The organism is Allopseudospirillum japonicum (genome assembly GCF_900108915.1).
Taxonomy (GTDB): Bacteria; Pseudomonadota; Gammaproteobacteria; order Pseudomonadales; family Halomonadaceae; genus Pseudospirillum; species Pseudospirillum japonicum.
The window spans coordinates 85,989-112,946 of sequence record NZ_FNYH01000008.1; the positions used below are offsets into that span (position 1 = coordinate 85,989).

The following is a 26,958-nucleotide window of genomic DNA, read 5'->3' on the forward strand; positions in this document are numbered from 1 at the left end:
GGCAAAAGTCGAGAAAAAAAGCACTAAATTAAGTGCCTACAACACAATTTCGGCCTTTATTTTTTGCCTCATACAGGCGATTGTCTATGCGTTGCAAAGCACTTTCGATGGACTCCTGTAAGTTGACTTCACCAACGCCTATGCTGGTAGTAAAGGGGACAGGCTCGTTATTAAGGTTAGAAACCCAGCATTGCTCGCAATGAACACGAATGCGTTCGGCGACTTGTACCGCATCTTCTTTAGGTGTCCCCGGAAGGACAACAACAAATTCCTCGCCACCATAACGTGCTACCACGTCTGTGGTACGTAATTCAGCGTGTAAAATTTTTGCGAAAGTTTTTAAGACTTGATCACCAATTAAATGTCCGTGTGTATCATTAATCCGTTTAAATCGATCTAAATCCATAATCATAATAGAAATAGGAAGTGGCTTTTTGGCATTTTGGCTTTCTTTACTGAGTGTATGTAAGCGTTCCATTAAAACCCCACGGTTTAATAAGCCTGTGAGTGGATCATGGGTTGCTTGTCGGTAAAGACGTAATAACATATGAAGTTGCGATTGATTTGCCCAAATCGCAATAATCATTAATACACTAATTTGCCATAAATCATGAAATCCTACTGGGGTAAATAAATTACCTTGAAACCAGTCTGCTAAAATCATAATCGCAATCAGCGGAATACCTATGCTAATTGATTCCATCGAGGTAAGCGGGAATACACTTAAAAAAGCCATAAGCAAGAAGGGGATAAAGCTATAACCTATCAGTTGGCTTGCCTCTTGTTCTACTAATGCCATGATACCTAAGTAAAAGATCGCAGGGGATAACACTAAAAGTTTTAATGCGATCAGGGTTAACTTTAAGTTACCGCGGCTTTTATGGCTTAAATATAAAGTGCCAAGGAGTACGAGCGTTAATAATAAGCGCCCACCTACGACAATACTAATTTGCTCTTCTGGAAAAATAAGATAATCAATGGGAATCCATAAAGGTGCAAATAAAGTAAATAAGGTACATAGGATGATAATCCGCGAGCGAATATATTCACTACGGGCACTATTAAAGTCATGGGAATGATGCTGGTTCGTCAGGGTGTCAAATAAGTTCATCGAACGGATACGATGAAACATTCCTTGTGGGACACCTGCAAAAGGATAGCGGCGGCGCTCCGTCGCCTGCTTGGATTCAGATGCCTGCTCGGTATGCTGCACGCCTTCATCTCCTGAAAAAACAAAAAAGCCAATACAGGCCTTGGGGGCTTGATCCTAGCATAGCATAAAGGCTATTTATTGATGTAAATCAAGTTTTAGTAGTGGTAAAGAATGCAATTAGACATTTTCTACGGGAGATAACCGATACGAAAACCACCCCAATGACGTCCTTGAATATACACAGGGACAGATAAATCATGCATGATTTCACCTGTATCCCTTTTGTAAGTTTGCAGCAATAAGGTATGGGTATGGCTACCACAGCGTTTGCCAGTTCTATCATCAAAAATACGCTTGCTGCGGCTGTATTTTAAATCTTGCTGATAATCTCCTGTAGGTGCACGGCTCACATGACGGTTATGTGTAGGCACATAACCTTTTTGATCGCATAAAATGGCATAACTGACTTGGGTGAGTTGTTGCAAAATCGGTTCCTGAATTTCTGGTAACATACGATCAGTGAAAGCGTCATAACTTGTGTGGTATTTGGGGGGATCTGTATGCTCAATTTTTTGATACTGAGATTGAAATAAAGCTTCTAAGCTCAACTCACCTTGTGTAATGGCAGATTCAAAACGATGACTAATGGCTTTAGCCGCTGCTTGAGCTTGTTCAAAAATGATTTGGTGGCGCCCACTTAAATTTTGTTGTGCTAATACGGCACTAATTTTTTCTGCTTGTTGCATTAATTGACTGGCCTGATTGGCCAAAGAGTGCATATCTTGCGTTCCTTGCTGGGCTTCTTGCCGTAAGGATGTGCTGGCCTCTGCGATAGATTCTATATGTCCGTATGTATTGTGAATACCTTGGGCGATGGCTTGGATTTGTGATTCTACCGTATCAAAGTTGGTGTTCATGGCCGTTAAACGCTGGCTCACACTATCTATGGCTTGCGTTTGTTGTTGAATATCCTGCATTAAGGTTTGGATGTGAGTAATAACTTGATGCGTACTTTGCTGAATGTCTTGGACGAGATGTTCCACTTGACGAGTAGATTGACTAGTACGTGAGGCTAACTGACGTACCTCATCTGCGACTACCGCAAATCCACGCCCATATTCACCAGCGCGTGCGGCTTCAATCGCAGCGTTTAATGCCAGTAGATTGGTTTGTTCGGCGATTTCTTCAATCACAGAGGTCACTTCTTGGATATTGCCTGAACGGGCACGTAATTCATCCACAACAGTCAGTAAACCTGCAGAATTTTGGCTTAATTGATGCATACTCGTGGTGACTTCTAATAATGCCGTATGCCCTTGATGGCTACTTTGGCGTGCTTGTTCAGCGATTTCTGTAACGCCTTGTGCACTATCAGAAATACCTGCAATAGCTTGGCTAATCGATTGCATGCTTGATACAAGAATCCCTGTACTGGTTTCCTGCTGCTTGAGCGATTTTTCTAATAAGTCTGCATGATGAGATACTTCGGCTGTCGCAATAGCTGTTTTATCAGCACTGTGATTCAACTGATAAGCCATGCGTTTAAGCTGTAAATAATCTTGCGCAATAGGGTAGGTGGCTAGGCTAGCTTCTCGATAGGCTTTAAGATGATCCTCACTTTTTTGTGCGTATACGTTTTGTAGGTGAATCCACTCAGAAGGTAATGCCACCAGCTTCCACATGGCCCCAAGTGTTATACCTGCTGCGCACAAGAAAGCGATCAAGCCAGCTGTGGGTGTTTCCATCATCCATAAGATCAGCAGCATCACAAGCTGAATGCTAACAGCCAACGCGAATAAAGAGGGACGCTTTAACATAAAAATCTCCCATAGAGGGCTATTTAAGGTCGATCAAGTGACAGCTCAGCATCCTAGCTGGCCCTAAAGACTAAAGAGGCCTAGCATACCCTGTATTCGTTTGGTGAGGTCTTATACCTTGGTGGATTAAGCACCTTGTGCAATAGATAAATTTGAACTAGGGTGTTTACCTTCACTAAAACCAGTGCCTTGTGCGTGTTGAGGATCAAACCAAGCTAATTTGTGGGCTAGATGCACCACATTTCCTACAATAATTAATGTGGGTGGACAGATAGGTTGGGGACGTGCCTCTACAGCAGCAACAATGGTCTCTAAGGTAGCGATCAGGGTTTGTTGTTGGCGAGTAGTGCCTTGTTCAATTAAAGCGATAGGCGTATTGGCGGGCAGGCCAGCATGAACTAACTCGCGACTGATATGAGGTAAAGCACCTAATCCCATATAAAAGACAAGCGTTTGTTTTTCTTGCGCAAGTTGCTGCCAAGGAAGGTTGCAATGCCCTTCTTTTAAGTGGCCGGTCACAAAACGCACGGATTGCGCATGATCTCTATGGGTTAGAGGAATACCTGCATAGGTCGCACAGCCGCTAGCTGCAGTGACACCAGGAACCACCTCAAAGCTGATGCCCGCTTGCGCAAGGCGTTCTAATTCTTCACCGCCGCGACCAAAAATAAAAGAATCACCACCTTTTAAACGTACGACACGCAAACCTTGACGGGCAAACTTAACCAAAAACTCATTAATTTCTGCTTGTGGCACACTATGTTGGGAACGTGCTTTACCAACGTAGAATTTTTTTGCGTGTGCTGGAGCCTCTTGCAGCAATTCAGGTGCAACGAGGCGATCATAGAGTACGATATCCGCTTGTTGCAGCAATTTAAGGCCTTTGACTGTGATCAGATCAGGATCACCAGGGCCTGCACCGATCAAATAAACCTTACCAGCTTGCGGGGAACTGGGAGAAAAAGTAAGCTTGGTAAAAGACATGCGACACCTATTTAAATTTATGGAATATAAAATAAATTTTTTATGCCGCTTTTATATATAAACTCTCTGTTTTTGGCTAACAATCCTTAGTTATATGAAAAAAAGTAATTTGTCTAACTCCCTTGTAGAACAATAAAAAAACCGCCCTTGTGAGGCGGTTTTGTTACAAATCACAGCTTGGTGCACTGTGCTTATTCGTTGTGCTTAGTGGAACTGATCTTCTTCAGTAGAACCAGTCAAAGCAGTCACAGAAGAGGTGCCACCTTGAATCACTGTAGTCATATCGTCGAAGTAACCAGTACCCACTTCTTGTTGGTGAGCAACGAAAGTGTAACCCTTATCACGCGCAGCAAACTCAGGTTCTTGAACCATTTCAACATACGCTTTCATGTCTTCACGAGCATAGGCATGTGCAAGTTCGAACATGTTGTACCACATATTGTGGATACCGGCCAAAGTGATGAATTGGAACTTGTAACCCATGGCAGACAGTTCACGTTGGAACTTAGCAATTGTGCTGTCGTCTAGGTTCTTCTTCCAGTTGAAAGAAGGTGAGCAGTTGTAAGAAAGCAACTGATCTGGGTATTCTTTCTTGATAGCTTCGGCAAATTTCTTCGCTTCGTCTAGGCAAGGTGTTGCAGTTTCACACCAGAGCAAGTCAGCATAAGGCGCATAAGCGAGACCACGTGAAATCGCTTGGTCGATACCTGCATTAACACGGTAGAAACCTTCGGCAGTACGCTCACCAGTCACGAAAGGACGATCGTATTCGTCGCAGTCGCTAGTGAGAAGATCAGCGGCGTTAGCGTCAGTACGGGCCAATAAAATAGTTGGCGTGCCAGCAACGTCAGCTGCTAAACGTGCAGCAACGAGCTTTTGTACAGCTTCTTGAGTAGGTACTAAAACTTTACCACCCATGTGACCACACTTCTTCACAGAAGCTAACTGGTCTTCGAAGTGAACGCCCGCAGCGCCGGCTTCGATCATGGATTTCATCAGTTCGTAAGCGTTCAAAACGCCACCGAAACCGGCTTCCGCATCAGCAACGATAGGCGCGAAGTAATCAATGTAACCTGCATCGCCAGGGTTGCTACCGGCTTTCCATTGGATTTGGTCAGCACGACGGAAAGAATTGTTGATACGCTTAACGACAGCAGGAACAGAGTCTACAGGATAGAGAGACTGATCTGGGTACATAGACATGTAGCTGTTGTTATCTGCAGCGACCTGCCAACCAGAAAGATAAATTGCTTGGATACCAGCTTTTACTTGCTGTACAGCTTGACCACCAGTCAAGGCGCCCATCGCATTTACGAAGTCTTTTTCAGGACGGAATGCAGGCTTAGCACCTTCAGTCACTAGGTTCCAGAGTTTCTCCGCACCACGCTTAGCGAGAGTGTGCTCAGGCTGTACAGAACCACGTAGACGTACAACATCTTCTGCTGTGTAAGTACGCTTAACGCCTTTCCAACGTGGATTCTCAGCCCAATCTTTCTCGATAGCAGCGATCTGTTCTGCGCGACTCAGTGCCATGATAACAACCTCACATTTAGGTAAAGGTCTTGCAGCCTAAGCGACTGACAAGGAATAAAAACTCAATAAACTTCAAAAACACTTTAACTCGATACACAGATGGTGCCGCATCTGCATATCCAGTGCTGCAATGCAGCGTAAATTGCGTTTTTTGATACTGCGATGATTAAGCGCCGCTGTCAAATTAGTATTTGGTCTAAGCGACTTTGGACGCATAAGCTTAACCAGTGAAAAAATTCAAACGGGTGTTAGCCCGTGATTGCGTGCTAACTATGCCCTAAAAGGTGAGGGTTTGGCAAATAAAAATTTCAACAAAATCAAGGTTGTAAATTAACTACAAACCCGTTTTTTGTAGTTCTTTAATTTGCTGTGCGCGTTCCCAGTAGCTTTTAAACTCGGCGGCTTTCGCAAGTGCAAGACGTGAACGCCCAATTTCTAAGGTCGCCTTATGCGCATCTGTATCTGCTAGGTACAAGACATGGGTGTCATCAACTAATAAATAAGCCTCACGTTGTGGGCGATAACTTGGGTGGGTTTGTTGAATTTGCAATCCAGAAGACAAACGCTGTTGTAAGCGTACGAGTTTGTTGGTTCTTTGTGTTAAAGAGCGTGTTTGACTCACTAAAATCTGGATTTGATTATACTTATGTGCACGACATACACGAGTAAACTGGCTCATCACCTCATCGTCAAACCAAGCCAGATACAGTTCAGGCGCATAGATTTTAATTTTTTGCTTGGCAGCTTGGGTTAAAGCGTGCCAAGCAATTTGCATTTCTTGGCGCCCATGCACAATCCATTGCCCGCTGCGATCTTGTTCCAAGTAAGTTTGTAAGTAAGCTACCGAAATTTGCTCTGGTGCTTGTTGATCTTGAGCTGCGAGTGTCATCACCATATCTTGATGGGGGAGACCCGCATCGATATAGGTTTCACTAGCGATGCCAAAACCCAGTTGCTGATAAAAGCCTAAGCTTGTGGTTTGTGCGGCTAAAGTAATTTTTGGCCAGCCGCGTTGGCGGGCGCGTGCAACAATAAATTGCATTAGTTTGCGTCCTAAGCCATGTCCACGAACAGGCTTGAGCAAAGCAAGGCGTCCTAGCTTGCCCTCTTTGCTGATACGTGCGGTACCGACAGGCTTTTGATTGACCAGTAACAAATAGTGCTCACAGTGTGGGTCGAGCGCATCAAGCTCTAACTCAGGTGGTACTTTTTGTTCTTGGACAAAGACTTGGTGCCGAATAGCGGTACAGTACTTTTGATATTGTGACCAAGTCCCTGCGACTACTTTGACCTGCGCCATCATGCCCCCCTAAGGTTAAAATTCGTCGGCTGCAAGGATACTACCTTGATTATACCAATCCCTCAGTAAGGCGATAGCCGCCGTGAGTGCTGAGTTATCTATCGGCAAATTCTCGATTTGCACCGGTGGACGGCTGATACTTTCGATCCAAGTTTGTAAGAACCTAGGATAAGCAAAGACGTGTCCATCCACAAAAATCTGTCCGTCAGTGGTTGAAGTCGGTGGCACCCAAGCAAGACGGCTCCCCTCTGCCAAAATAAAAGCGCCTCCTTGTTGTAAATATGCCTCTACATCCACAGTGGTTAGTGGTGTTTCTGCAGGGATCAGCTGATCAGCGTATTTGGTTTGGGTCATCGTCAGGCCAAACCAGGTGCGTAACGTCTGCTCATCTGAGTGTAAGGCTTGGGTTAATAAGGTACGCATTCTTGTGATGGCTTGATCATCTATTTGCGCTGGATGTTGTGGCAAGTTGAGATCTGGATCTGTATACCTGAGATCTTCACTGAGTTGGGGGGCGATATAGTCAATCCAACCAGATAGGCTTTCCTCTGCACTGGGCGCGCGAAAACCAACTGACCAAGTCATGCATTCATCATCTAAAGCAAGGCCATAATGTGCCAGTGCAGGGGGCAGATATAAAAGATCTCCTGGATGAAGCACCCAATCTTGGCCATCAACAGGCGTAAAATCTTGTAAAATTCGCAAAGGTGCATCGGCTAAAATGGGCGTAGTTTGACTACAAAACTCCCCAAGTTGCCAGCGTCTGCTACCTGCAGCTTGTAATAAAAATACGTCGTAATAATCAAGATGGGGGCCGACACTACCGCCTTGGACGGCGTAACTGATCATGATGTCGTCGAGACGCCAACGCGGGATAAAATCAAATGCGTCCAAAAGTGCGGCGACTTCAGGGACATAATGATCCACGGCTTGGACTAATAACGTCCAATTTTTTGCAGGCAGTTGGGCAAAGGTGTGCTCGTCGAAAGGCCCGTGTTGTACTTGCCAATCTTGCTGAGCTTGTGTGCCCAAAACTAAGCGAGATTCCACCATCTTTTCCATTGCAAGGCCAGCGACTTCTTCTTTGCTCAGTGGGGATTGAAAATTTGCAATCGCTTGGCGGATCAAAAGCGGCTTTTTCTGCCAATAATCGCGCAGAAAGGTTTCGCGACTCATATCCCCTAATAAGGCGGTAGTCAGAGGCAACATGATTATTTCCTATCATTTTTAGAAAACAATGAAGGCTCCTAGCAAGTCACTAAGAGCCTTCATTTCATCAAAATCTGCAAGCTAGTGGATTAATCTGCCTGCAAAGCTAACGTTTGTTGTGCCGCATTACCTAGATAAGCGGCCGGTGTCAGTGCTTTGAGCTCAGTTTTAACACCTGCAGGTAAGTCAAGCGTATCAATAAACTCAGCCAGTGAGGCTTGATTAATGGTCTTACCACGGGTGAGGGCTTTTAGCTTCTCATAAGGTTGCTCAATACCATAACGGCGCATCACAGTTTGAATGGGTTCTGCCAGTACTTCCCAGCTGGTATCTAAATCTTCGTGCAGACGTGCGGCATTAGTTTCTAGTTTGCTAATCCCTTTGAGGCTGGCTTGATAAGCAATCAGGCTATGGCCTAATCCTACGCCTAAATTGCGTAATACGGTGGAATCGGTTAAATCACGCTGCCAGCGTGAAATAGGTAGCTTGCTTGCTAAATGCTGGAAAATCGCATTGGCAATCCCGAGATTACCCTCGGAATTTTCAAAATCAATCGGATTAACTTTATGCGGCATGGTGGAAGAACCCACTTCGCCTTCGACTGTGCGTTGCTTAAAGTAACCCAGTGAAATATAACCCCAAACATCACGATCAAAATCAATCAAGATGGTATTAAAGCGTGCGATAGCATCAAAAAGCTCAGCAATATAATCATGTGGCTCGATTTGGGTGGTGTAAGGATTCCAAGCTAAGCCTAAGGATTCAACAAAGGCTTGTGCATTGGCTTGCCAATCCACTTCAGGATAGGCGCTCAGGTGAGCATTGTAATTGCCGACTGCGCCATTGATTTTCCCTAATAGAGGCACGGCTTCCACTTGTTGTAGTTGACGTTGTAAACGGTAGACTACATTGGCCATTTCTTTGCCCAAAGTTGTAGGGCTGGCTGTTTGTCCGTGGGTCCGTGAAAGCATGGGTTGGTCTGCATGGGCTAGCGCAAGGGCTTGTATCGCTTCAATAACGCGGCGCATTTCGGGAAGAATGACTTCTTCTAACCCGCCTTTGAGCATCAATGCGTGAGAAAGGTTGTTAATATCTTCACTCGTACAAGCAAAGTGGACAAACTCATTGATTGCAGCCAGCTCAGCCACGGGGGCAAGATGCTCTTTAATGTAATATTCCACCGCTTTTACATCATGGTTGGTGGTGGCTTCGATCGCTTTAATGCCTTGTGCATCGGCTTCATCAAAGTTTTCTACTAGCTGATTGAGCGTCTGGTTGGCTTGGTCTGAAAGCGCAGGCACCTCGGCAATACCGGGATGAGCAGCAAGTTGTTGCAACCAGCGAATTTCAACCTCTACGCGGCGACGAATCAAACCAAATTCAGAAAAGTGTTTGCGCAAAGCGGCGGTTTTGCTGCCATAACGGCCATCAATTGGCGAAATTGCTGTGAGAGATGATAACGACATGCCTAAATACTCACCCTAAGAAAAATCAAAAATCAAAGCCTAGCATGATACCTAAAAAAGCCGAGACTCAGAAGCCAAGTTGCTGCAAATCCTTGAGGATCTTTTTGCGCCCGAACAATAAACGCCAGCGTTTGCCGCCTGATTGACGCCATAACATGGCCGAGCGTACACCTGCCAAAAGTAAGGCGCGTACCTTGTCAGCATTGATATTTTGCTTTAAAACTTCTGGCTCGCCTTGGACTTGAATACGAAAGCTTAAATGACTCAAAGTATCCTGATACAAGGTCGACAGGTTATGAATGACTTGGGGATCTGTGCTACCAAAATGCTGCACTTGATGTTTCATGTTCTCTAAACGTTGGCCAATGGCTTCCAACATTTGTGGTTGTTTCATCAGCTTATGTTGCAAGACCAAAATCGACATTGCATAACGCAGTACCGCAGGATGAGCGCGGGCATCACGTTGCATAAACTCTTTCAGTTGACGCGCACCGACTTGTAAGTGTTCAAGCTGGCCACCGTAGATATCTAAAGTACGTTCGGGGCTAGTGACAAGAATGCTTTCAATGCTGATAGCAAAAGGTGCTTGATCCAGCAAACCACGCGTAGCAAGTGAATGCACTTGCACTGCCGCTTGAAAAACACCAGCAAGTGCCAAAGTTTGGCGAACCTCGTAGGGATAATCTGAAAGACTCATAAAGGCAGTTCTCTTTAATCTAAAACGGCAAGCCATTAATTGAAGGTATGTTCGATCACTGCACCGCCTAGGCATAAATCATCTTGGTATAGAACAACAAATTGCCCAGGGGTCACAGCACGTTGTGCTTGTGCAAATTGGATGCGGTAGCGCCCTTCGTCTAACGGCTCGACGTGGCAAACTTGTTCTTGCTGGCGGTATCTTACCTTGGCTGTACACGTGAAAGTATCTGTGGCTGGTTTACGACTGATCCAATGGAACGCTTCTGTCACCAAGGCTTGGCTGTATAACAAGGGGTGTTCGCCTTGTACTGCGATTAACACATTGCGTTCGAGATCTTTACCAGCAACAAACCAAGGCGCTTCGGGGTATTTGGCCAACCCCCCAATCCCTAAACCTTGGCGCTGACCTAGAGTGTAATACATCAGACCTTGATGCTGCCCAATCACATCCCCTTCAGGTGTTTGAATTTCTCCTGTTTGTGCAGGCAGGTAGCGTTTGAGGAAATCACGGAAACGGCGCTCACCAATAAAACAAATCCCAGTCGAGTCTTTTTTACGTGCGGTCACTAAGCCAAGTTCAGTAGCAATTTTGCGCACTTCTGGTTTCGTGAGTTCACCAAGCGGAAAAAGGCTTTTGGCCAGTGCCTCTGAGGTGACGGCATGTAAAAAATAACTTTGATCTTTTTGTGTATCTTTGCCCTTGTATAAAGCGGCGCGTTCGCCATCCCAGCCACGGCGTGCATAATGTCCAGTGGCAATAAAATCTGCGCCCAAAATTTGGGCATATTGCATAAAGACCTTAAATTTGATTTCACGGTTACATAAAATATCTGGGTTAGGGGTACGCCCTGCAGCATATTCAGCAAGGAAGTACTCAAACACATTATCCCAATACTCAGCAGCAAAGTTAGCGGTATGTAGATGAATGCCTAACTTGTCACACACTGCTTGTGCATCGGCCAAATCTGCTTTGGCGGTGCAATATTCGGTACCGTCGTCTTCTTCCCAGTTTTTCATAAATAAACCAGAGACTTGATACCCTTGCTGCTGGAGTAAATACGCAGTGACTGAGGAATCGACGCCGCCAGACATGCCGACGATCACGGAAGTTTGTGCTGGCGGGGGCGTAAGGGCCGTATCCTGCATGAGGGCTTATCCTGACTTGTAGAACATAAGTGAACAATAAAACGTGGATGCTGTGCTTAGGCAAGGCCACGGAAATCCTGGATGATTTCTAAGGGATAATGTCGGCCAGCAAGAAAATCACGACAGCAGGCCAGCACCATAGGTGAGCGTAAACGCCCTGCGCGCTCAGCGGCTTGAATCTCATCCCATGTCAGCCAATGTGCTGCAACAATGCCTGTATCTAGTTCGCGTTCAGGAAAGTGTTGCTCAGGCACGGCAATAAAGCAGTGTCTATGATAGATGATTTGCTGATCTTGAATCTGGGCTTGATTGACATACAAGCCTAAATATTGTGTTAAACGCACTTGCCAACCACTTTCTTCTAAGGTTTCGCGTTTGGCGCCTGTGAATAAACTTTCGTCGGCTTCTAAATGGCCAGCAGGTTGGTTGAGTTTGAGCTTACCTTGTACCCATTCTTCAATCAGTAAAAAGCGCTCTTGATCATAAACCAAAGTGGCAACGGTCGTATTGGGCTTCCAACGCATAGGCAAGAGTATCCTATTGTAGATAAATGAAAAATATTTGTCTCTACGACGATTTTTTGCGTGTTTGAGTTTTGGCTGTTGGGTTTTTTGTTGAGGGTTTACGCACGACGGAGGCGGTCGCGACCGGCATATGTACTTCTGTGGTGCGGTAGCGACCGACTTTGATAAAATCCAATGTCCAAGTCCCTATGGCATAACGCACAAGACGCAAGGTCGGAAAACCTACGGTAGCTGTCATGCGTCTTACTTGCCGATTGCGCCCTTCTAATAAAGTCAGTTCAATCCAACTTGTACCTAAACCAGGGCGAGGCTGTACTGCTTCAGGGCGTTCAGGTAACCAAGCTGGTGCTTGAAAATGTGCGGCTTTCGCAGGTCGTGTCATACCATCGTTAAGCTCGACACCTTTGCGCAGTTTTTCTAATGCTTCATCTGTGATTTGCCCTTCAACTTGTACCCAGTAGGTTTTGGGTAGCTTGTATTTAGGCTCAGTAATTCTTGCTTGTAAAGCGCCTTCATCAGTGAGCAAGAGCAAGCCTTCAGAATCATAATCAAGGCGACCTGCAGGATAAATATTGGGTACCTTAATATAATCTGCAAGGGTGGTACGTCCTTTATCGTCACTAAATTGTGAAAGAACTTGATAAGGTTTGTAAAAAAGGTACAGGGTGCTCATAAGGCGTATCCAAGTGTTCACGCGCGCTTAATCAACTAAAGCGCGAGGATATTGTCATTAAGTTGTGATTTTAACGGAAGTAGCTACCAGATGCTTGCAGTAAAGTGACTTTTCCGTGCGGCTTTTTAGTGATCAAGATAAAAAAATTAACGGTTTTCTCTTTGCACTTGGCTTGCTCAAGTATCCAACTCCTTCTAATCTGTACAAGAAATAAGCAGCTAGCTCATGTTGCATAACAAGAAAAGTGAGGGAGTAAAACAATGGAATTTCAACATATTTGTGTTCCTAGTACTGGCGAAAAAATCCAAGTACAAGAGGATTTTTCTCTCTTGGTTCCCGACCAACCGATTATTCCTTTTATTGAGGGAGACGGGATAGGTGTTGATGTGACGCCACCGATGCAAGCTGTAGTGGATGCTGCCGTGGCGAAAGCGTATGCAGGTCAACGTAAAATTGCTTGGATGCAGGTATATGCCGGTGAAAAAGCGACGCAAGTCTATGATAAGGACACTTGGCTACCGCAAGAAACCCTTACTGCGATCAAAGATTATGTCGTGTCGATTAAAGGCCCTCTGACAACCCCTGTCGGTGGTGGGATTCGTTCCTTGAATGTCGCTTTGCGTCAAGAGCTAGATCTGTATGTCTGTCAGCGTCCTGTGCGTTGGTTTACTGGGGTACCTAGTCCGGTTAAAAATCCCGGTGATGTTGATATGGTGATTTTCCGCGAAAACTCAGAAGATATTTATGCAGGAGTTGAATGGAAAGCGGGGACGCCTGAAGCCGATAAATTGATTAAGTTCCTCCGTGAAGAAATGGGTGTGAACAAGATTCGCTTCACCGAAGAGTGTGGTATTGGTATTAAGCCAGTTTCAGCCCAAGGTACCAAACGCTTGGTGCGTAAAGCGCTGCAATACGCAGTTGATAATGATCGCAGTTCAGTGACCTTGGTACACAAAGGCAACATTATGAAATTCACTGAAGGCGCTTTTAAAGATTGGGGTTATCAGGTAGCAGCGGAAGAATTTGGCGCTGAACTACTGGATGGCGGCCCTTGGATGCAATTTGCTAACCCTAATACAGGCAAACAAATTATTGTAAAAGATGTGATTGCAGATGCCATGTTACAACAGATTTTGTTGCGTCCTGCAGAATATGATGTGATTGCGACTTTAAACCTCAATGGGGATTATTTATCCGATGCTTTGGCCGCAGAAGTCGGTGGTATAGGGATTGCCCCAGGTGCGAATCTCTCTGATTCTGTAGCCATGTTTGAGGCAACACATGGCACAGCACCTAAATATGCAGGTCAAGATAAAGTCAATCCTGGTTCGTTAATTCTATCGGCAGAAATGATGTTGCGTCATATGGGTTGGGTAGAAGCAGCGGACTTAATTATCCAAGGTATGGAAGGTGCAATTGCTGCAAAAACAGTGACTTATGATTTTGAACGCTTGATGGAGGGCGCTGAGCTCCTCTCGAGTTCTGAGTTTGGCGCCGCTGTGATTGCGCACATGGATTAAACTGCTTCGGTGTTGTTCGGTCTTATCATCCCGTTCGTGTTGCTACATGAGCGGGTTTTTTGTTTGTTCTCGGGTGTGCTATCTTGCTGGAAGAAAGCATCAGTTTTGTATTACCAATACACTGAATTTTTTAAGCGAGCCTTCTGGGTTTAATATATATTTATTATCTATTTTTAATGATCATGCATGATGAAACACCTTGGGCTTATCAGCCTCTAAGTTTACACTCAGCCTCATCTTTTGAGGTATACGCAATGGCAACTTCTGATGAAGATGCGGCAGGGGATGCCCATGAGGATGTCAGCCTTGCGCCTGCGCGTCCTCAACTTAAACCACCGCGCATGTACCAAGTGGTGATGTTAAACGACGACTATACGCCTATGGATTTTGTCGTCGAGGTATTGATGGAATTTTTTAATATGGATCAAGAGCGTGCAACTGAAGTAATGCTTGCGGTTCACTTGCAAGGACGTGGTGTTTGTGGTGTTTTCACCCGGGATGTGGCCGAAACCAAGCAGATGCAGGTTAACCAGTATGCACAGCAATGTGAGCACCCCCTGCTTTGTGATATCGAAGCGGTGGACTAAACCCGAGCTCACTCCATAATTTGGCGGCCAAGAGGGTACTCCCATGCTCAGCAAAGAACTTGAAAAAACCTTAAATTCGGCCTTCACCCTTGCGCATACGCAGCGCCATGAATTTATGACAGTCGAGCATTTGTTGCTCGCTTTGTTAGATGATGGCTCAGCGACAGAGGTTCTACGTGCCTGTGGTGCAGATATTGAGCAACTGCGTACGGATCTACACGAGTTTATTCGTACGACAACACCGACTTTAGCAGATAGCCAAATTCAAGAAAGAGACACCCAACCAACACTGGGTTTCCAACGTGTGCTCCAGCGTGCGGTGTTTCATGTGCAATCATCAGGGAAGTTAGAAGTCACAGGGGCCAATGTTTTGGTGGCGATTTTTGGTGAGCAAGAAAGCCAAGCAGTGTACTTTCTACGCCACCAAGGGCTTGCCCGTATTGATGTGGTGAATTTTATTTCCCATGGCATTTCTAAATTGGCAGGTCAGGAAACCGCCCCTGATCAAGAAGCGTTAGATGAAAATTTAAGTGAAAGCCCCCAAACTGGGCAGCAAGCATTACAGGCATATACTTCTAATCTAAACGAGCAAGCCCGTATTGGCCGCATTGATCCTCTGGTAGGGCGTGAAGCAGAAGTTGAGCGCGTGATCCAAATTTTGGCACGGCGGCGTAAAAATAACCCTCTACTTGTTGGTGAGGCAGGGGTGGGTAAAACTGCGATTGCAGAAGGCTTAGCCAAGCGCATTGTGGATCGGCAAGTACCTGAGGTGATCGCTTCAAGCATTGTATATTGTTTGGATATGGGCGCTTTGCTGGCAGGTACTAAATATCGGGGGGATTTTGAGAAGCGCTTGAAAACCTTGCTTGCCGATCTGAAAAAGCAGCCCCACGCGATTTTATTTATTGACGAGATTCATACCATTATCGGTGCAGGTGCCGCGTCTGGCGGTGTGATGGATGCTTCTAACCTGTTGAAACCTTTGTTATCTGGTGGGCAAATTCGTTGTATCGGTTCTACGACATTTCAAGAATTTCGCGGTATTTTTGAAAAAGATCGCGCTTTGGCACGTCGTTTCCAGAAAGTGGATGTGTTAGAGCCTTCTGTCGAGGATACCATAGGGATTTTAAAAGGCTTGAAAAGCCGCTTCGAGCAGCATCATAAGTTAAATTATCAGGATGATGCTTTGGAAGCAGCAGCACGTTTATCAGCGCGTTACATTAATGACAGACATCTGCCAGATAAAGCCATTGATGTGGTGGATGAAGCAGGCGCTTATGAGCAATTACAAACCGCAGAAAAGCGTAAAACTTGTATTGGAGTGGAAGAAATCGAAGCCATTGTGGCAAAAATTGCGCGCATTCCGCCAAAAAGTGTTTCTAGTTCAGATAAAGAATTGCTACGTAAGCTAGACACCAACTTGAAAATGTTGGTCTTTGGTCAAGACGAGGCGATAGAGACGCTTGCAAATGCGATCAAGTTGTCGCGTGCAGGGCTGAAAGCACCAGAAAAACCCATAGGCTCTTTCTTATTTGCAGGCCCCACTGGGGTTGGTAAAACGGAAGTGACGCGGCAGCTAGCACGCCTATTGGGCATTGAGCTTGTGCGCTTTGATATGTCTGAGTATATGGAACGTCATACCGTATCACGCTTGATTGGTGCGCCTCCTGGCTATGTAGGCTATGACCAAGGCGGCTTGTTAACAGAAGCGATTACGAAAAATCCACATGCAGTGCTCTTGCTAGACGAAATTGAGAAAGCGCATCCTGATGTGTTCAATCTCTTACTGCAAGTCATGGATCACGGCACACTCACAGATAACAATGGCCGCAAGGCAGATTTTCGCAACGTGATTTTGATTATGACCACAAATGCGGGGGCGGAGACCTTAAATCGGCGGTCGATTGGTTTCCAAACACAAGACCACTCCAGCGATGGTATGGAAGTTTTGCGTAAGCAATTCACTCCTGAGTTTCGTAACCGCTTAGACGCTATCATTCAGTTCCATGCTTTGGAACTACAGGTGGTGAAAAATGTCGTCGACAAATTCTTAGTTGAGTTACAAACCCAGCTTGAAGATAAACAAGTGACCTTGGAAGTGGATGAAGAAGCGCGCACTTGGCTAGCAGAACAAGGCTATGATAAAGACATGGGTGCCCGCCCTATGGCACGCTTGATTCAAGACAAATTGAAAAAGCCCCTCGCGGAGGCCATTTTATTTGGTGAGCTTGCACAAGGTGGTACCGTTTTTGTCAATCTAGAAAAAGAAACCCAAAGTTTAAAACTAGATTGGGAAGCGGTGACTACCCCTGCGTGATCTTTGCATCAGTGAAAGAAGGGGGTTGGCAAGGTGAGGAATACATTATGTACGCAAAGGAGAATTCATCTTGCCAACATCGAGGAAGCGGACTTAAGGGACGGGTTTAACGCGCACGATAGACAATGCGGCCTTTGCTTAAGTCGTAAGGTGTGAGTTCTACCTTCACCTTATCACCGGTTAAAATACGGATGTAATTTTTACGCATCTTGCCAGAAATATGAGCGGTCACTACGTGGCCGTTTTCCAATTCAACACGGAACATGGTATTTGGTAGGGTGTCAATAATCACACCTTCCATTTCAATACTGTCTTCTTTAGCCATACACTCGTTACCTTTAGGAGCTATCAACACAGAGCAGCTTCTCAAGCAAAAGTGAATGGAAGCTGCAAAAATCGCGCTATATTCTGCACCATCTGCGTTGAATAAGCAAAATAAGAAGCCTTAAAGTGTCCAAGAGGTATCCTCATCGAGATCACTTAAGGGGATGAATTCGTCCTGACGTACCCATTCATGAGGGCGACGCAAGACTTCAAGCGGGTAAAAACTGGACTTATACGCCATTTTACGACATTCAGCAATCCAATAACCTAAATACACATAAGACAAGCGCAGCTGGTGTGCATAAGCAAGTTGCCATAAGATAGCATAAGTTCCTAAGCTGCGGCGCTGGTATTTTGGATCTGGATCATAAAAAGTATAGGTAGCGGATAAACCTTGATGAAGGTGATCGACCGCCGCGACCGCAAGGAGCTTCCCGTGTAAACGAAACTCGTACAAAAAAGCATAAGCTTTTTGTGTGACTAAAAAGCCTTGGTATTGAGATTCATCCGCTGGATACATATCACCATCTGGATGGCGTTGGTGAATGTACTTGGCGTAGAGTTGATAATGCTCATCGACAAAATGGGCTGGTTGGGGGATCACTTGCAAATCTTGGTTGCGGTTGTAAATTTTTCGTTGTTGTCGTGAGGGTGAAAAGGCTTCTACAGGAATCCGCGAGGATAAGCAAGCGCTACAATTTTCACAGTAAGGGCGATATAAGTTTTGTCCACTGCGTCTAAAGCCCAAATCCGACAGAAAATCGTACAAAGATGAGGTGATTTCCTGTTTAGGATCAAGAAACAAGGTCGTCGCCTGACGATCCGCAAGATAGCTGCATTGATGAGCGTGCGTTTTATAAAAGCGCAGCCTAACAATATCTTCAATTGAGTTCGAGTGGCTCACAGGCAATCCTATCTCGGGTATTCACCGCATTTTTAAGCTGTTGGCTAAATACTTGGCGTGGTACTAACCGAGCGCCCAAGCTGGCAAGATGTGCACTATACACTTGGCAATCAAGCAAAAGGCAGCCTTGGGCGGCCAAGTATTGCACTAGGTGCACAAAAGCAACCTTAGAGGCATTGCTAGCGCGTGCAAACATGGATTCACCAAAAAAAGCCTGGCCGATAATGACACCATAGGCACCGCCAACTAAATTATCTTGTTGCCAAGCTTCTACCGAGAGTGCAGCACCCTGCTGGTGTAAGGCTTGATAAGCAGCTTGCATTTCTTGCGTGATCCAAGTCCCCGCTTGGCCTTGTCGAGGTATTTCGGCACAGGCAGAAATTACTTGAGCAAATGCATGATTCATGGTGATACGGAACTTGCGCTGGTGAAGTGTTTTTTTCAAGCTGCGGCTGATATGGAGTTGCTCTGGGTATAATACCATGCGTGGATCAGGCGACCACCAAAGTAAAGGCTCTCCTTCAGAATACCAAGGGAAAATCCCACGTTGATAAGCGGCATAAAGACGCGCACAGCTTAAATCACCACCCCAAGCCAACAAACCATCGGGTGTTGCTTGGGTTAAAGGCGGGAATATTTCTGGATTATTACCTAATTCAGGCAAATAGATCATGGAATTTGCGTGTCTTCTGGCGTTTGCGAATGTTCTTGCTGCAAGCTGGCTGCTTGGTATTCGGCGAGTTCTTTTTCTATATCTGTAGGGGTTTCTAACGTCAGTTGCCCTAAATGGCCCGCGCGTAAATCATGCAGAAGAACTTCGGCGGCTTTGTGAAAGTCAATCTCGCCCCCTGCACGTAAACCCCCGCGGCGCTGCCCTATATGGGCTAGGGTATCTTCAGGAGATAACCTTTGCTCCAGCTTATAACGCTTTGCTAAAACTTGTGGATAATTTGTATTGAGCCAAGCAGCAGTAAATAAACCCACGTCGTAATAATCCATTGCCGTATCACGAATAGCCCCTGTCGCAGCCAAACGATAGGCACAAGTTGGCGGATCCAGTTTAGGCCAGAGAACGCCTGGAGTATCAAATAAAGCTAAGCCTTGCTTGAGCATAATCTTTTGCTGGGCTTTCGTGACCGCAGGCTCATTACCTACTTTGGCAATACGTTTACCTGCTAAGGAATTAATTAAAGTGGATTTACCAACGTTAGGGATCCCCATAATCATCACACGTAGTGCTCGATCAGCACGGATATGGCCAGCGAGCTGACGACATAAAGAAGCAATGGGTTTGAGTGTGTTGGCTTGTGGTGTGATGATAGGCAAAGCGCGGACTTGGCTGTCCTGCTGTAAATGTTGTACCCAGGTTTGAGTTAATTGTGAATCCGCTAAATCGGACTTAGACAAAAGCTTCAGTCTAGGTTTATTGCGGCAAATATTGGCAAGCATTGGATTTGCACTAGAATGAGGAATGCGCGCATCCAAAACTTCAATGACGACATCAATTTCAGGTAAGACTTTGCGAATTTCTCGCTGTGCCTTATGCATGTGTCCTGGGTACCAGCCTAACGCCATAATGGAAATATACCTTCTATTGAGATAAAAACCTGGTTAAAAACAAGTGCTTTAATCGTAGACTTGCTTTTTCTTCCAAGTATCTTCTTCTTCTAACATCTTATCTAAGCCTTGGCTTAGCTGATTATTTTGATTTTTCGCATTTGCCTCTTGCATTGCAACTTCTTGCTCGAGGCGATCAATACGCCGCTTACAATTTAAAATTGTATCATTGTACTCGCCAGCGGCGTTTTGTTTGTTCAATTCATTAATGATACGTTTATAATGAATGATAGCAACTCTCAGTTTCCCTGCATTTTGCGCCGTTTCAGCCGCATGGCTGTAAACTTCGAGGATAGACTTGGTAAACGCAGATTTAATCTGTTTAAGATAGGACTGTGCACTGACTTGGGGAATTTTACGGTCTTGATATTGGCCAAGAATATATTTGTGCAAGTTTTTTAAGTTACGGCGCACGACATTCGCTGTTTGAATGTCTGTGATAGGTTTGTTGTTGAGGTTTTTACCACTCTCAACAACAAGAGCATGTTCTTCAGCCGCATCCAGATTTTTTTGTGCGCGTGCGTCTTTGGGATCTAACTCAGATTGCTCGCGCAAAAAATCGACGACTTGGCGTGCAAGAAAAATACGAAAGTCGTGATCTAAATAATGGGGTGGGATTTCGTCAATCAAAAACTGCAATTGGCGTGCGCGATCTCCTAATAAACGGACACGGCGAGCACGTTCAATGCGTTTTTGTTCTGCGCGTTGACGTGCGTAGACAAAAAAGATCATCCCAAGGGCGATAACGAGAGATCCGCCTAAGAGTGCTATGGTGGTAATCGTCATTTATCTCTACCTTGTGTGCCTGTGAAGCTAACACCTGTAAAAACTTCAGGTATCTGCAGGATACTTGCATAGATAGCTAGAGTGCAGCAGCCCCTAGAGCAAGGTAGGATGCTTACTTCGTGATAGTAGGAAACTATAGTAAAGCGCATCCTTTCAAGCTGTTGGTTGAGTGTGAGTATACTCTTGTGTCCCTATGAGATGCTACGCTTGCGGCAGCTTACTTAAAGGATATGCAGGAATTTTTACCATTTTGAAAAAAAATAAATAAATCATCTTGACAGAATAAAACCCGCTATATATTATACGCGCCACCTAAATGAGGTGCTTGCAACGAAGTCCCATTCGTCTAGTGGCCTAGGACACCGCCCTTTCACGGCGGTAACAGGGGTTCGAACCCCCTATGGGACGCCAAGCGGGAATAGCTCAGTTGGTAGAGCACAACCTTGCCAAGGTTGGGGTCGCGAGTTCGAGTCTCGTTTCCCGCTCCAATTTGCTTTTAGTAAAAAGCACGTTAGCAAGAAGATGTACGTAAAAATTTTATGTGTCCCATTCGTCTAGTGGCCTAGGACACCGCCCTTTCACGGCGGTAACAGGGGTTCGAACCCCCTATGGGACGCCAAAGCGGGAATAGCTCAGTTGGTAGAGCACAACCTTGCCAAGGTTGGGGTCGCGAGTTCGAGTCTCGTTTCCCGCTCCAAAAATTATTGATACCCAAGCTTATGTCCCATTCGTCTAGTGGCCTAGGACACCGCCCTTTCACGGCGGTAACAGGGGTTCGAACCCCCTATGGGACGCCAAGCGGGAATAGCTCAGTTGGTAGAGCACAACCTTGCCAAGGTTGGGGTCGCGAGTTCGAGTCTCGTTTCCCGCTCCAGAATTATAGAAAAAGCAGCCCTTTTGTGGCTGCTTTTTTGCGTTGGCTATTTTTTATATCAAGCATTTTTATTACCTCTTATCCACCAGCCCAATAGGAGAGCGAATATGTGCTCACAAGCCTTGGTGATTCGTCATTTAAGTAAAACCTATGCTAATGGTTTTCAAGCCTTACAGGGTATTGATCTCACTGTGGAAGAAGGTGATTTTTTTGCCCTTTTAGGGCCAAATGGCGCCGGAAAATCAACTACTTTGGGGATTGTATCTTCTTTGATTAATAAGACAGAAGGGCAAATTGAAGTTTGTGGTATTGATATTGATAAAGATTTTGCGACAGCGAAGCGTCAATTAGGAGTTGTACCGCAAGAATTTAATTTTAATCAATTTGAAAAAGTGCTTGATATTGTCGTGACACAAGGTGGTTTTTATGGGATGCCTTTAGCACAAGCAAGATCACGCGCAGAACATTATTTAAAAGCTCTGGGTTTGTGGGATAAAAGACATCAGGCATCACGTATGTTATCAGGAGGAATGAAACGGCGTTTAATGATAGCCCGTGCCTTAGTGCATCAACCTAAGTTATTGATTTTAGATGAACCTACTGCAGGTGTGGATATTGAGCTAAGACGCTCCATGTGGGATTTTATGCGTGAAATTAATGCACAAGGCACCACGATTATTTTAACTACACATTATCTTGAAGAAGCAGAAAGTTTGTGCCGCAATATTGCGATTATTGATCAAGGAAAAATTATTAAAAACTCGAGTATGAAGTCTTTATTGCAAGAATTGAATACAGAAACTTTTATCTTTGACACACGCACACCGCTGACAGCCGCGGTGAATCAACAAACAGAAGGTTATCAAGTACGTGTATTAGATGATTCCTCACTAGAAGTCGATCTACGCAAAGGGTGCTACTTAAATCAAGTATTTCATTTTTTTGAATCTCAGGGGATTCAAGTTTCTAGTATGCGTAATAAATCGAATCGATTAGAAGAACTTTTTGTTGAGCTAGTGCAGGCCAAAAACACACATCTAGAAACAAGTTCAGTATAAAAATGACTATAGGATAGCAAAATGCAATTTTCACAATATCGTATCGCTTTGCAGACTATTTTGATCAAAGAAATTCGGCGTTTTTTGCGAATCTGGGGACAAACCTTATTACCACCAGCCATTACTATGGGACTATATTTTGTTATTTTTGGGAATCTCATTGGGACACGTATAGGGAGTATGGAAGGATTTACCTATATGCAGTTTATTGTGCCAGGCTTAATCATGATGTCTGTCATTACTAATAGTTATTCCAATGTGACTTCTTCTTTCTTTAGCACTAAATTTCAACGTTCGATTGAAGAAATGCTAGTCTCCCCAATTCCTAATTGGGTGATTTTAGTTGGTTTTGTTTTAGGTGGCGTTGCACGCGGCCTTTGTGTTGGCTTTATTGTAACCTTGCTTTCTTTATTTTTTACTGATCTTAGCTTGAATAACTTGTTTGTTACCTTGTTAGTTATTTTTATGACAGCTGTACTTTTTGCCTTAGGTGGTTTTATTAATGCCATGTTTGCCAAAAAGTTTGATGATATTGCAATTGTACCTACATTTATTTTGACGCCTTTAACATATTTAGGAGGTGTGTTTTATTCTATTAAATTACTCCCTGAATTTTGGCAAGGCGTCTCCTTGATTAATCCTATCTTGTATATGGTCAATACTTTCAGGTATGGTATTTTAGGTGTGTCAGATATTAATGTGGTAACAGCGCTCATTGTCGTCTTCTTATTTATTATTGCCCTATTTAGCTGGGCATTATGGCTGCTTAATCGTGGTTATGGCATTCGTAGTTAAATTTCGATACGAGATAAGGGGTAAATATGCATCCAGCTGAGGCATCAAATTTAGGTAAGGCCAGTCCTTACCCAAAAAAATACGATTCTAAATGGCTTTATCCTATTGCACGCCATCTACAGCGCCAACATTTACAGACCGAGGGGGTTCCTTGTTATGGTGAAGATATGTGGACAGCGTATGAAGTTTCTTGGCTCGATATGAAGGCCAAACCACAAATTGCACTTGCGAGTATTCGCTTGCCTTTGCAAAGTCAAAATTTAATTGAATCCAAATCTTTAAAGCTATATTTGAACTCATTTAACCAAAGTCAATGGCCTAGTTTAGAAGCGGTGCAAGCACAAATAAGCCAGGACTTAACTCAAGTTGCCGGAATGCAAGTACAAGTGGATTTGTGGACTTGGCAGCAAGCAGAAATGTATTTGCAACCCAAACCAATACAAGGCATGTGTTTAGATGATTTAGAGTTGCAGGATGAAATTGCAAGCGCACCAGTCGATCAGCCAGATTTATTGGCTGATGTAGAAAAAGGTAAGAAACTAGTAAAGCCTGAATACTATTATTCACACTTGTTAAAATCTAATTGTCCAGTCACAGGCCAACCTGATTGGGCAACGTTATGGATTGAATACCAAGGGGCACCTTTAAACTTATCTGCTTTGTTAGCTTATATTTTAAGCTTTCGCCAACATCAAGATTTTCACGAGCATTGTGTAGAGCGCATTTATTACACACTTTGGCATGTATGCCAACCAGAGAAGCTCAGTGTATATGCTCGTTATACACGGCGCGGTGGTTTAGACATCAATCCTTGGCGCACGTCAGATGCAAAAGCAGCTCATGCACCTTTAATACGTACAATACGTCAATAAAAAAATACGATATTTTTTGTGGTACTTGCCTCCGTCCAGTAAAGGAGGAGGCTAGGTTATAGAGAAATTTTATATTTTTTTCTGTGGATCTTCTTCTCCATCATTTAATAAATGTTCACCAAAATTAAAATCATCTAGTTCATCTAGACTAGAATCTAATAAATCCATATCTTGCATTTCATCTGTATGATCAAACATGGATTCTTCGTAAGGAATTTCATCTTCTTCCTCAGAGGTTGCTTGAGTAGATTCATCGGTAAATTCTGGCATATCAAAATCGTCTGTATCGGGCGCATCATCTTTTAATAATGCATGTATTTCATGATCTAAGTCTTCTTCCTGTATCTGTGGATCTAGCTCTGTACGTGATGCATGTAAAGGCGCACCCATATCTGGATCTAGTTGTTCGAATTCGTGGCTACTAAGACTAGGGGAGCTTGAACTCAAGATATCTTCATCTTCATCAAACAGGGCGTCAGTTGGCAGATCATCCATACTAATATCGAAATGCACGCCAAGCTCTTCGGTAAGGGCTTGGGTATTATCTTCTTCTACAGGAAAATCTTCTTGTAAATCAGGAGCTTCTGGCAAGGTTTCTAGTTCTGCATCTGGGTCAACATCCAAATCGAAATCTTCCAATAAAGCCGCATCAGCAACCGCTGCCCCAGCAACCCCCAAGGCAGCAGCACCGGCCACTTTGGCACTTGTTGAAGATTTTAACTCTGAAGGTGCAGCCAGCTCACAGCCAAGGCGGCGTGCTAGTCGTTCTGCAAGATCACGTTGGGCAACATGGAGTTCTTGCGTTTCGGGATGCTTCACAGGCAAATGGTCAATCAGTTGTCCTAAACGTATTAACAGGAGTTGAGCTTCTTCATCCTGTTGTGGCTCTATGCTGACCTTGCGAGCAACGGCATTCTTTAATTTTTGCAGGCGTTTTTTTAGCGTGCGTATATGGATGACAAGGAACACAAGGGTGCCCAGCAGGAGCACGATAAGCTCGACAATGCCGAGTAAGGCGAAAGTTGATAACTGCATAATGGGCTTTCACTCCTGTAGCGATGGCCAACGTAAACCTTTAGGGCACAAGAAATGCTATCATTATCCGTCTTGTACTGCCTACTCTAGAAGAGGCGCTGCCAAGTCTTCACTATGAAGGATAAGATCTATGCATGCTTTAGAACTGTTGTTGACGCGTAACTCTATGCCCCGTCTGGTAGCACCTGCGCCTGATGATAGCACGATGCAGCACCTGTATCAGGCTGGATTGCGCGCTCCTGATCATGGATGCTTACGCCCTTGGCGGTTTATTGAATTTCAAGGGCAAGCTTTGCAGCAACTAGGTGAATATTTTGTACAAGCACAACAGCAAGAACAAGCCCAAACCACGCCAGCACAGTTAGAAAAAACACGGCAAATGTGTACACGTGCGCCCATGCTCGTATTGGTGGTTGCTGTGTGCCAATCTCACCCTAAAGTGCCAGAAGTTGAACAACTCATGTCTGCGGCTTGTGCTGCACATGGTATTTTATTGGCAGCCCATGCACTGGGTTGGGGAGCGATGTGGCGTACAGGTTGGTTGACTTATTCACCGAGCTTACATCAATCTCTTAGTTTACAAGCACATGAAAAACTGGTCGGTTTCTTGTATTTAGGAACACCTGCAGGCGCTTATAAACCACTGCCAGGGCATCAAATCACTGACTTTGTCACTAAAATTTCCGGATAAGGCCACCTATGTTATCGCAAGAATTTTTAGACGCATTTTTAGCAGACACCTGCCGCAAAATTCCTCTTGTACAACATTTAGGGATTCAAAGTTTGGATTTTAATGAACAAGCCTTGCAGATGAAACTGGCTTTGGCACCCTTAATTAATGATAAGGGTACAGGTTTTGGTGGTGGAATGAATGCTTTAGTAACTTTGGCCGGTTGGATGTGGGTTACTTTAACTTTGGAAGAGGCTGGGTTAGTGCGTCCTGTGGTGGTGAAGTCAAATCAAAGTGATTTTCTTGCACCAATTACGCAAGACTTTGAACTAATCTGTCGGCCTCAAACAGGGTACACCGCCTCCAAGTTAATTGAACAAGTGAAGGCGGGGACAAAAGCAGGGATTAGTTTACGTGCTGATCTACAATGTGCACAAAAAACTGCCTTGACTTATCAAGGGGACTATCGCGTATTAGCCACTTAATTTGACGTAGTCTGCGTTGTTGATGGCTCGAGTAAGTTTTCAATCGCACGGATAAAGCTAGCTTTATCAGGCGGTGTGGTAGCACCAAAGTGTTGTACAAAATGGCCTTGGGCATCAACAAGGTATTTGTTGAAGTTCCAGCGCGGACGCGGGGCGCCTTGCTCAAATAAAGTTTGAAAAACAGGATTCAGGTCACTACGGCGTACATGGGTTGGTTTGAACATGGAGAAGCTAACGCCAAAATTCAGCAAACAGACTTCGGCAATTTTTTCCTCGCTTTGTGCTTCTTGAAAAAAATCATTAGAAGGAAAGCCTAAAACCACTAGTCCTTGAGGGCCATATTTTTGGTGCAAACTTTCTAACCCTTGAAACTGCTTAGTAAAGCCGCAATGGCTCGCTGTGTTGACGATCAAAAGCGGTTGACCAGCAAATTGGCACAGATCTAAGCTTTCTGAGCTATGCAAGCGTCCTTGGGTGGATTGCAGCATAAGGGGGCAAGATGTCGTCATAGGTTGTGCTCCTTTGATAGAGGATAGATCTTGAGCAAAAGCGACAGAGCAAGAACATAGGTAAACCAGTATGAGCCAAGGGGAAGCTAACCGCATAACAT

At 44.6% G+C, this 26,958-nt stretch carries 26 protein-coding genes and 6 tRNA genes; 14 read left to right on the forward strand and 18 right to left on the reverse strand.

What is annotated here, in order from left to right:
- Window positions 1-28: 28 nt before the first annotated feature.
- From BMX05_RS08520 to BMX05_RS08570, 11 genes are all read right to left on the reverse strand, one after another.
- Window positions 29-1,213, reverse strand: coding sequence for a GGDEF domain-containing protein (locus BMX05_RS08520; RefSeq protein ID WP_093310205.1), 1,185 nt, complete (start codon window positions 1,211-1,213; stop codon window positions 29-31).
- Between the two features lie 128 nt (window positions 1,214-1,341).
- Window positions 1,342-2,970 carry a methyl-accepting chemotaxis protein gene (locus BMX05_RS08525; RefSeq protein WP_093310209.1) on the reverse strand — a complete coding sequence of 543 codons (1,629 nt, stop codon included), beginning with the start codon at window positions 2,968-2,970 and terminating at the stop codon, window positions 1,342-1,344.
- Window positions 2,971-3,096: 126 nt separating this feature from the next.
- Window positions 3,097-3,954: a uroporphyrinogen-III C-methyltransferase gene (gene cobA, locus BMX05_RS08530; protein WP_093310213.1), complete on the reverse strand. Its 858-nt coding sequence runs from the start codon at window positions 3,952-3,954 to the stop codon at window positions 3,097-3,099.
- 204 nt (window positions 3,955-4,158) lie between these two features.
- Window positions 4,159-5,487 carry an isocitrate lyase gene (aceA, locus tag BMX05_RS08535; protein WP_093310217.1) on the reverse strand — a complete coding sequence of 443 codons (1,329 nt, stop codon included), beginning with the start codon at window positions 5,485-5,487 and terminating at the stop codon, window positions 4,159-4,161.
- Window positions 5,488-5,821: 334 nt separating this feature from the next.
- The gene (locus BMX05_RS08540; RefSeq protein WP_177166848.1) at window positions 5,822-6,787 is read right to left on the reverse strand and encodes a GNAT family N-acetyltransferase; all 966 of its coding nucleotides are present in this window, start codon (window positions 6,785-6,787) and stop codon (window positions 5,822-5,824) included.
- Between the two features lie 15 nt (window positions 6,788-6,802).
- A complete protein-coding gene (locus tag BMX05_RS08545) occupies window positions 6,803-7,996 on the reverse strand; it encodes a cupin domain-containing protein (RefSeq protein ID WP_093310224.1) in 1,194 nt (397 codons plus the stop codon).
- Window positions 7,997-8,085: 89 nt separating this feature from the next.
- Window positions 8,086-9,462, reverse strand: a complete 1,377-nt coding sequence (gene purB, locus BMX05_RS08550; protein ID WP_093310229.1) for an adenylosuccinate lyase — start codon at window positions 9,460-9,462, stop codon at window positions 8,086-8,088.
- A 67-nt stretch (window positions 9,463-9,529) separates the two neighbouring features.
- Window positions 9,530-10,159 carry a high frequency lysogenization protein HflD gene (gene hflD / locus BMX05_RS08555; protein WP_177166849.1) on the reverse strand — a complete coding sequence of 210 codons (630 nt, stop codon included), beginning with the start codon at window positions 10,157-10,159 and terminating at the stop codon, window positions 9,530-9,532.
- A gap of 35 nt (window positions 10,160-10,194) precedes the next feature.
- A complete protein-coding gene (gene mnmA / locus BMX05_RS08560; RefSeq protein WP_093310237.1) occupies window positions 10,195-11,307 on the reverse strand; it encodes a tRNA 2-thiouridine(34) synthase MnmA in 1,113 nt (370 codons plus the stop codon).
- A gap of 56 nt (window positions 11,308-11,363) precedes the next feature.
- On the reverse strand, window positions 11,364-11,831 hold the full coding sequence (locus BMX05_RS08565; RefSeq protein WP_093310242.1) for an NUDIX hydrolase: 468 nt from the start codon (window positions 11,829-11,831) through the stop codon (window positions 11,364-11,366).
- Between the two features lie 43 nt (window positions 11,832-11,874).
- On the reverse strand, window positions 11,875-12,504 hold the full coding sequence (locus BMX05_RS08570) for a pseudouridine synthase (protein ID WP_093310245.1): 630 nt from the start codon (window positions 12,502-12,504) through the stop codon (window positions 11,875-11,877).
- 260 nt (window positions 12,505-12,764) lie between these two features.
- Between BMX05_RS08570 and icd the strand changes: the two genes are divergently transcribed.
- The 3 genes from icd (at window position 12,765) to clpA (ending at window position 16,928) form a co-directional block, all read left to right on the forward strand.
- Window positions 12,765-14,024 (forward strand): NADP-dependent isocitrate dehydrogenase, encoded by a 1,260-nt coding sequence (gene icd, locus BMX05_RS08575; RefSeq protein ID WP_093310249.1) that lies wholly within the window; start codon window positions 12,765-12,767, stop codon window positions 14,022-14,024.
- 254 nt (window positions 14,025-14,278) lie between these two features.
- Window positions 14,279-14,611 carry an ATP-dependent Clp protease adapter ClpS gene (gene clpS / locus BMX05_RS08580; RefSeq protein ID WP_093310413.1) on the forward strand — a complete coding sequence of 111 codons (333 nt, stop codon included), beginning with the start codon at window positions 14,279-14,281 and terminating at the stop codon, window positions 14,609-14,611.
- Window positions 14,612-14,654: 43 nt separating this feature from the next.
- Window positions 14,655-16,928, forward strand: coding sequence for an ATP-dependent Clp protease ATP-binding subunit ClpA (clpA, locus tag BMX05_RS08585; protein ID WP_093310253.1), 2,274 nt, complete (start codon window positions 14,655-14,657; stop codon window positions 16,926-16,928).
- Window positions 16,929-17,034: 106 nt separating this feature from the next.
- Here the strand turns inward: clpA and infA are convergent, their stop codons facing one another.
- From infA to BMX05_RS08610, 5 genes are all read right to left on the reverse strand, one after another.
- Window positions 17,035-17,253, reverse strand: coding sequence for a translation initiation factor IF-1 (gene infA, locus BMX05_RS08590; protein ID WP_093310256.1), 219 nt, complete (start codon window positions 17,251-17,253; stop codon window positions 17,035-17,037).
- A gap of 120 nt (window positions 17,254-17,373) precedes the next feature.
- Window positions 17,374-18,156: an arginyltransferase gene (locus BMX05_RS08595; protein ID WP_245710614.1), complete on the reverse strand. Its 783-nt coding sequence runs from the start codon at window positions 18,154-18,156 to the stop codon at window positions 17,374-17,376.
- Window positions 18,134-18,829 (reverse strand): leucyl/phenylalanyl-tRNA--protein transferase, encoded by a 696-nt coding sequence (gene aat / locus BMX05_RS08600; RefSeq protein WP_093310260.1) that lies wholly within the window; start codon window positions 18,827-18,829, stop codon window positions 18,134-18,136. The genes BMX05_RS08595 and aat overlap by 23 nt, the downstream gene beginning before the upstream one ends.
- Window positions 18,826-19,731, reverse strand: a complete 906-nt coding sequence (ylqF, locus tag BMX05_RS08605) for a ribosome biogenesis GTPase YlqF (RefSeq protein WP_177166850.1) — start codon at window positions 19,729-19,731, stop codon at window positions 18,826-18,828. Before ylqF ends, aat begins: the two co-directional genes overlap by 4 nt.
- Before the next feature lie 51 nt (window positions 19,732-19,782).
- Window positions 19,783-20,559, reverse strand: a complete 777-nt coding sequence (locus BMX05_RS08610) for a hypothetical protein (protein WP_093310269.1) — start codon at window positions 20,557-20,559, stop codon at window positions 19,783-19,785.
- A 335-nt stretch (window positions 20,560-20,894) separates the two neighbouring features.
- On the opposite strand from BMX05_RS08610, the gene BMX05_RS08615 reads away from it, so the two are divergent.
- From BMX05_RS08615 to queF, 9 genes are all read left to right on the forward strand, one after another.
- Window positions 20,895-20,970: transfer RNA gene (locus BMX05_RS08615), tRNA-Glu, on the forward strand.
- Between the two features lies 1 nt (window position 20,971).
- Window positions 20,972-21,047: transfer RNA gene (locus BMX05_RS08620), tRNA-Gly, on the forward strand.
- Window positions 21,048-21,102: 55 nt separating this feature from the next.
- A tRNA-Glu gene (locus BMX05_RS08625) sits at window positions 21,103-21,178 on the forward strand.
- A gap of 2 nt (window positions 21,179-21,180) precedes the next feature.
- Window positions 21,181-21,256, forward strand: a tRNA-Gly gene (locus BMX05_RS08630).
- Between the two features lie 24 nt (window positions 21,257-21,280).
- Window positions 21,281-21,356, forward strand: a tRNA-Glu gene (locus BMX05_RS08635).
- A 1-nt stretch (window position 21,357) separates the two neighbouring features.
- Window positions 21,358-21,433: transfer RNA gene (locus BMX05_RS08640), tRNA-Gly, on the forward strand.
- A gap of 107 nt (window positions 21,434-21,540) precedes the next feature.
- Window positions 21,541-22,491 carry an ABC transporter ATP-binding protein gene (locus tag BMX05_RS08645; RefSeq protein WP_093310273.1) on the forward strand — a complete coding sequence of 317 codons (951 nt, stop codon included), beginning with the start codon at window positions 21,541-21,543 and terminating at the stop codon, window positions 22,489-22,491.
- Between the two features lie 21 nt (window positions 22,492-22,512).
- On the forward strand, window positions 22,513-23,286 hold the full coding sequence (locus tag BMX05_RS08650) for an ABC transporter permease (protein WP_093310277.1): 774 nt from the start codon (window positions 22,513-22,515) through the stop codon (window positions 23,284-23,286).
- Between the two features lie 26 nt (window positions 23,287-23,312).
- Window positions 23,313-24,158, forward strand: coding sequence for an NADPH-dependent 7-cyano-7-deazaguanine reductase QueF (gene queF / locus BMX05_RS08655; RefSeq protein WP_093310279.1), 846 nt, complete (start codon window positions 23,313-23,315; stop codon window positions 24,156-24,158).
- 69 nt (window positions 24,159-24,227) lie between these two features.
- Here the strand turns inward: queF and BMX05_RS08660 are convergent, their stop codons facing one another.
- A complete protein-coding gene (locus tag BMX05_RS08660) occupies window positions 24,228-25,193 on the reverse strand; it encodes a hypothetical protein (protein WP_093310281.1) in 966 nt (321 codons plus the stop codon).
- 130 nt (window positions 25,194-25,323) lie between these two features.
- Here BMX05_RS08660 and BMX05_RS08665 point away from each other — a divergent pair, with 130 nt between their 5' ends.
- Both BMX05_RS08665 and BMX05_RS08670 read left to right on the forward strand, forming a co-directional pair.
- Window positions 25,324-25,884, forward strand: coding sequence for a nitroreductase family protein (locus BMX05_RS08665; RefSeq protein ID WP_093310285.1), 561 nt, complete (start codon window positions 25,324-25,326; stop codon window positions 25,882-25,884).
- Window positions 25,885-25,892: 8 nt separating this feature from the next.
- Window positions 25,893-26,348 (forward strand): YiiD C-terminal domain-containing protein, encoded by a 456-nt coding sequence (locus tag BMX05_RS08670; protein ID WP_093310287.1) that lies wholly within the window; start codon window positions 25,893-25,895, stop codon window positions 26,346-26,348.
- Here BMX05_RS08670 and BMX05_RS08675 read toward each other — a convergent pair.
- Window positions 26,345-26,857: a glutathione peroxidase gene (locus BMX05_RS08675; protein ID WP_245710616.1), complete on the reverse strand. Its 513-nt coding sequence runs from the start codon at window positions 26,855-26,857 to the stop codon at window positions 26,345-26,347. The two genes, BMX05_RS08670 and BMX05_RS08675, sit on opposite strands and share 4 nt — an antisense overlap.
- Window positions 26,858-26,958 lie beyond the last annotated feature (101 nt).

What these genes read in the sequence shown, in the direction of transcription:
- cobA (WP_093310213.1), bottom strand. Translation starts at nt 3,954, where the DNA reads ATGTCTTTTACCAAGCTTACTTTTTCTCCCAGTTCCCCGCAAGCTGGT.
- queF (WP_093310279.1), top strand. Translation starts at nt 23,313, where the DNA reads ATGCATCCAGCTGAGGCATCAAATTTAGGTAAGGCCAGTCCTTACCCA.
- clpS (WP_093310413.1), top strand. Translation starts at nt 14,279, where the DNA reads ATGGCAACTTCTGATGAAGATGCGGCAGGGGATGCCCATGAGGATGTC.
- BMX05_RS08545 (WP_093310224.1), bottom strand. Translation starts at nt 7,996, where the DNA reads ATGTTGCCTCTGACTACCGCCTTATTAGGGGATATGAGTCGCGAAACC.
- BMX05_RS08540 (WP_177166848.1), bottom strand. Translation starts at nt 6,787, where the DNA reads ATGGCGCAGGTCAAAGTAGTCGCAGGGACTTGGTCACAATATCAAAAG.
- hflD (WP_177166849.1), bottom strand. Translation starts at nt 10,159, where the DNA reads ATGAGTCTTTCAGATTATCCCTACGAGGTTCGCCAAACTTTGGCACTT.
- purB (WP_093310229.1), bottom strand. Translation starts at nt 9,462, where the DNA reads ATGTCGTTATCATCTCTCACAGCAATTTCGCCAATTGATGGCCGTTAT.
- BMX05_RS08650 (WP_093310277.1), top strand. Translation starts at nt 22,513, where the DNA reads ATGCAATTTTCACAATATCGTATCGCTTTGCAGACTATTTTGATCAAA.
- BMX05_RS08525 (WP_093310209.1), bottom strand. Translation starts at nt 2,970, where the DNA reads ATGTTAAAGCGTCCCTCTTTATTCGCGTTGGCTGTTAGCATTCAGCTT.
- infA (WP_093310256.1), bottom strand. Translation starts at nt 17,253, where the DNA reads ATGGCTAAAGAAGACAGTATTGAAATGGAAGGTGTGATTATTGACACC.
- BMX05_RS08645 (WP_093310273.1), top strand. Translation starts at nt 21,541, where the DNA reads ATGTGCTCACAAGCCTTGGTGATTCGTCATTTAAGTAAAACCTATGCT.
- BMX05_RS08565 (WP_093310242.1), bottom strand. Translation starts at nt 11,831, where the DNA reads ATGCGTTGGAAGCCCAATACGACCGTTGCCACTTTGGTTTATGATCAA.
- mnmA (WP_093310237.1), bottom strand. Translation starts at nt 11,307, where the DNA reads ATGCAGGATACGGCCCTTACGCCCCCGCCAGCACAAACTTCCGTGATC.
- aceA (WP_093310217.1), bottom strand. Translation starts at nt 5,487, where the DNA reads ATGGCACTGAGTCGCGCAGAACAGATCGCTGCTATCGAGAAAGATTGG.
- BMX05_RS08610 (WP_093310269.1), bottom strand. Translation starts at nt 20,559, where the DNA reads ATGACGATTACCACCATAGCACTCTTAGGCGGATCTCTCGTTATCGCC.
- icd (WP_093310249.1), top strand. Translation starts at nt 12,765, where the DNA reads ATGGAATTTCAACATATTTGTGTTCCTAGTACTGGCGAAAAAATCCAA.
- BMX05_RS08570 (WP_093310245.1), bottom strand. Translation starts at nt 12,504, where the DNA reads ATGAGCACCCTGTACCTTTTTTACAAACCTTATCAAGTTCTTTCACAA.
- clpA (WP_093310253.1), top strand. Translation starts at nt 14,655, where the DNA reads ATGCTCAGCAAAGAACTTGAAAAAACCTTAAATTCGGCCTTCACCCTT.
- ylqF (WP_177166850.1), bottom strand. Translation starts at nt 19,731, where the DNA reads ATGGCGTTAGGCTGGTACCCAGGACACATGCATAAGGCACAGCGAGAA.
- BMX05_RS08660 (WP_093310281.1), bottom strand. Translation starts at nt 25,193, where the DNA reads ATGCAGTTATCAACTTTCGCCTTACTCGGCATTGTCGAGCTTATCGTG.
- BMX05_RS08670 (WP_093310287.1), top strand. Translation starts at nt 25,893, where the DNA reads ATGTTATCGCAAGAATTTTTAGACGCATTTTTAGCAGACACCTGCCGC.
- BMX05_RS08675 (WP_245710616.1), bottom strand. Translation starts at nt 26,857, where the DNA reads ATGACGACATCTTGCCCCCTTATGCTGCAATCCACCCAAGGACGCTTG.
- BMX05_RS08665 (WP_093310285.1), top strand. Translation starts at nt 25,324, where the DNA reads ATGCATGCTTTAGAACTGTTGTTGACGCGTAACTCTATGCCCCGTCTG.
- aat (WP_093310260.1), bottom strand. Translation starts at nt 18,829, where the DNA reads ATGATCTATTTGCCTGAATTAGGTAATAATCCAGAAATATTCCCGCCT.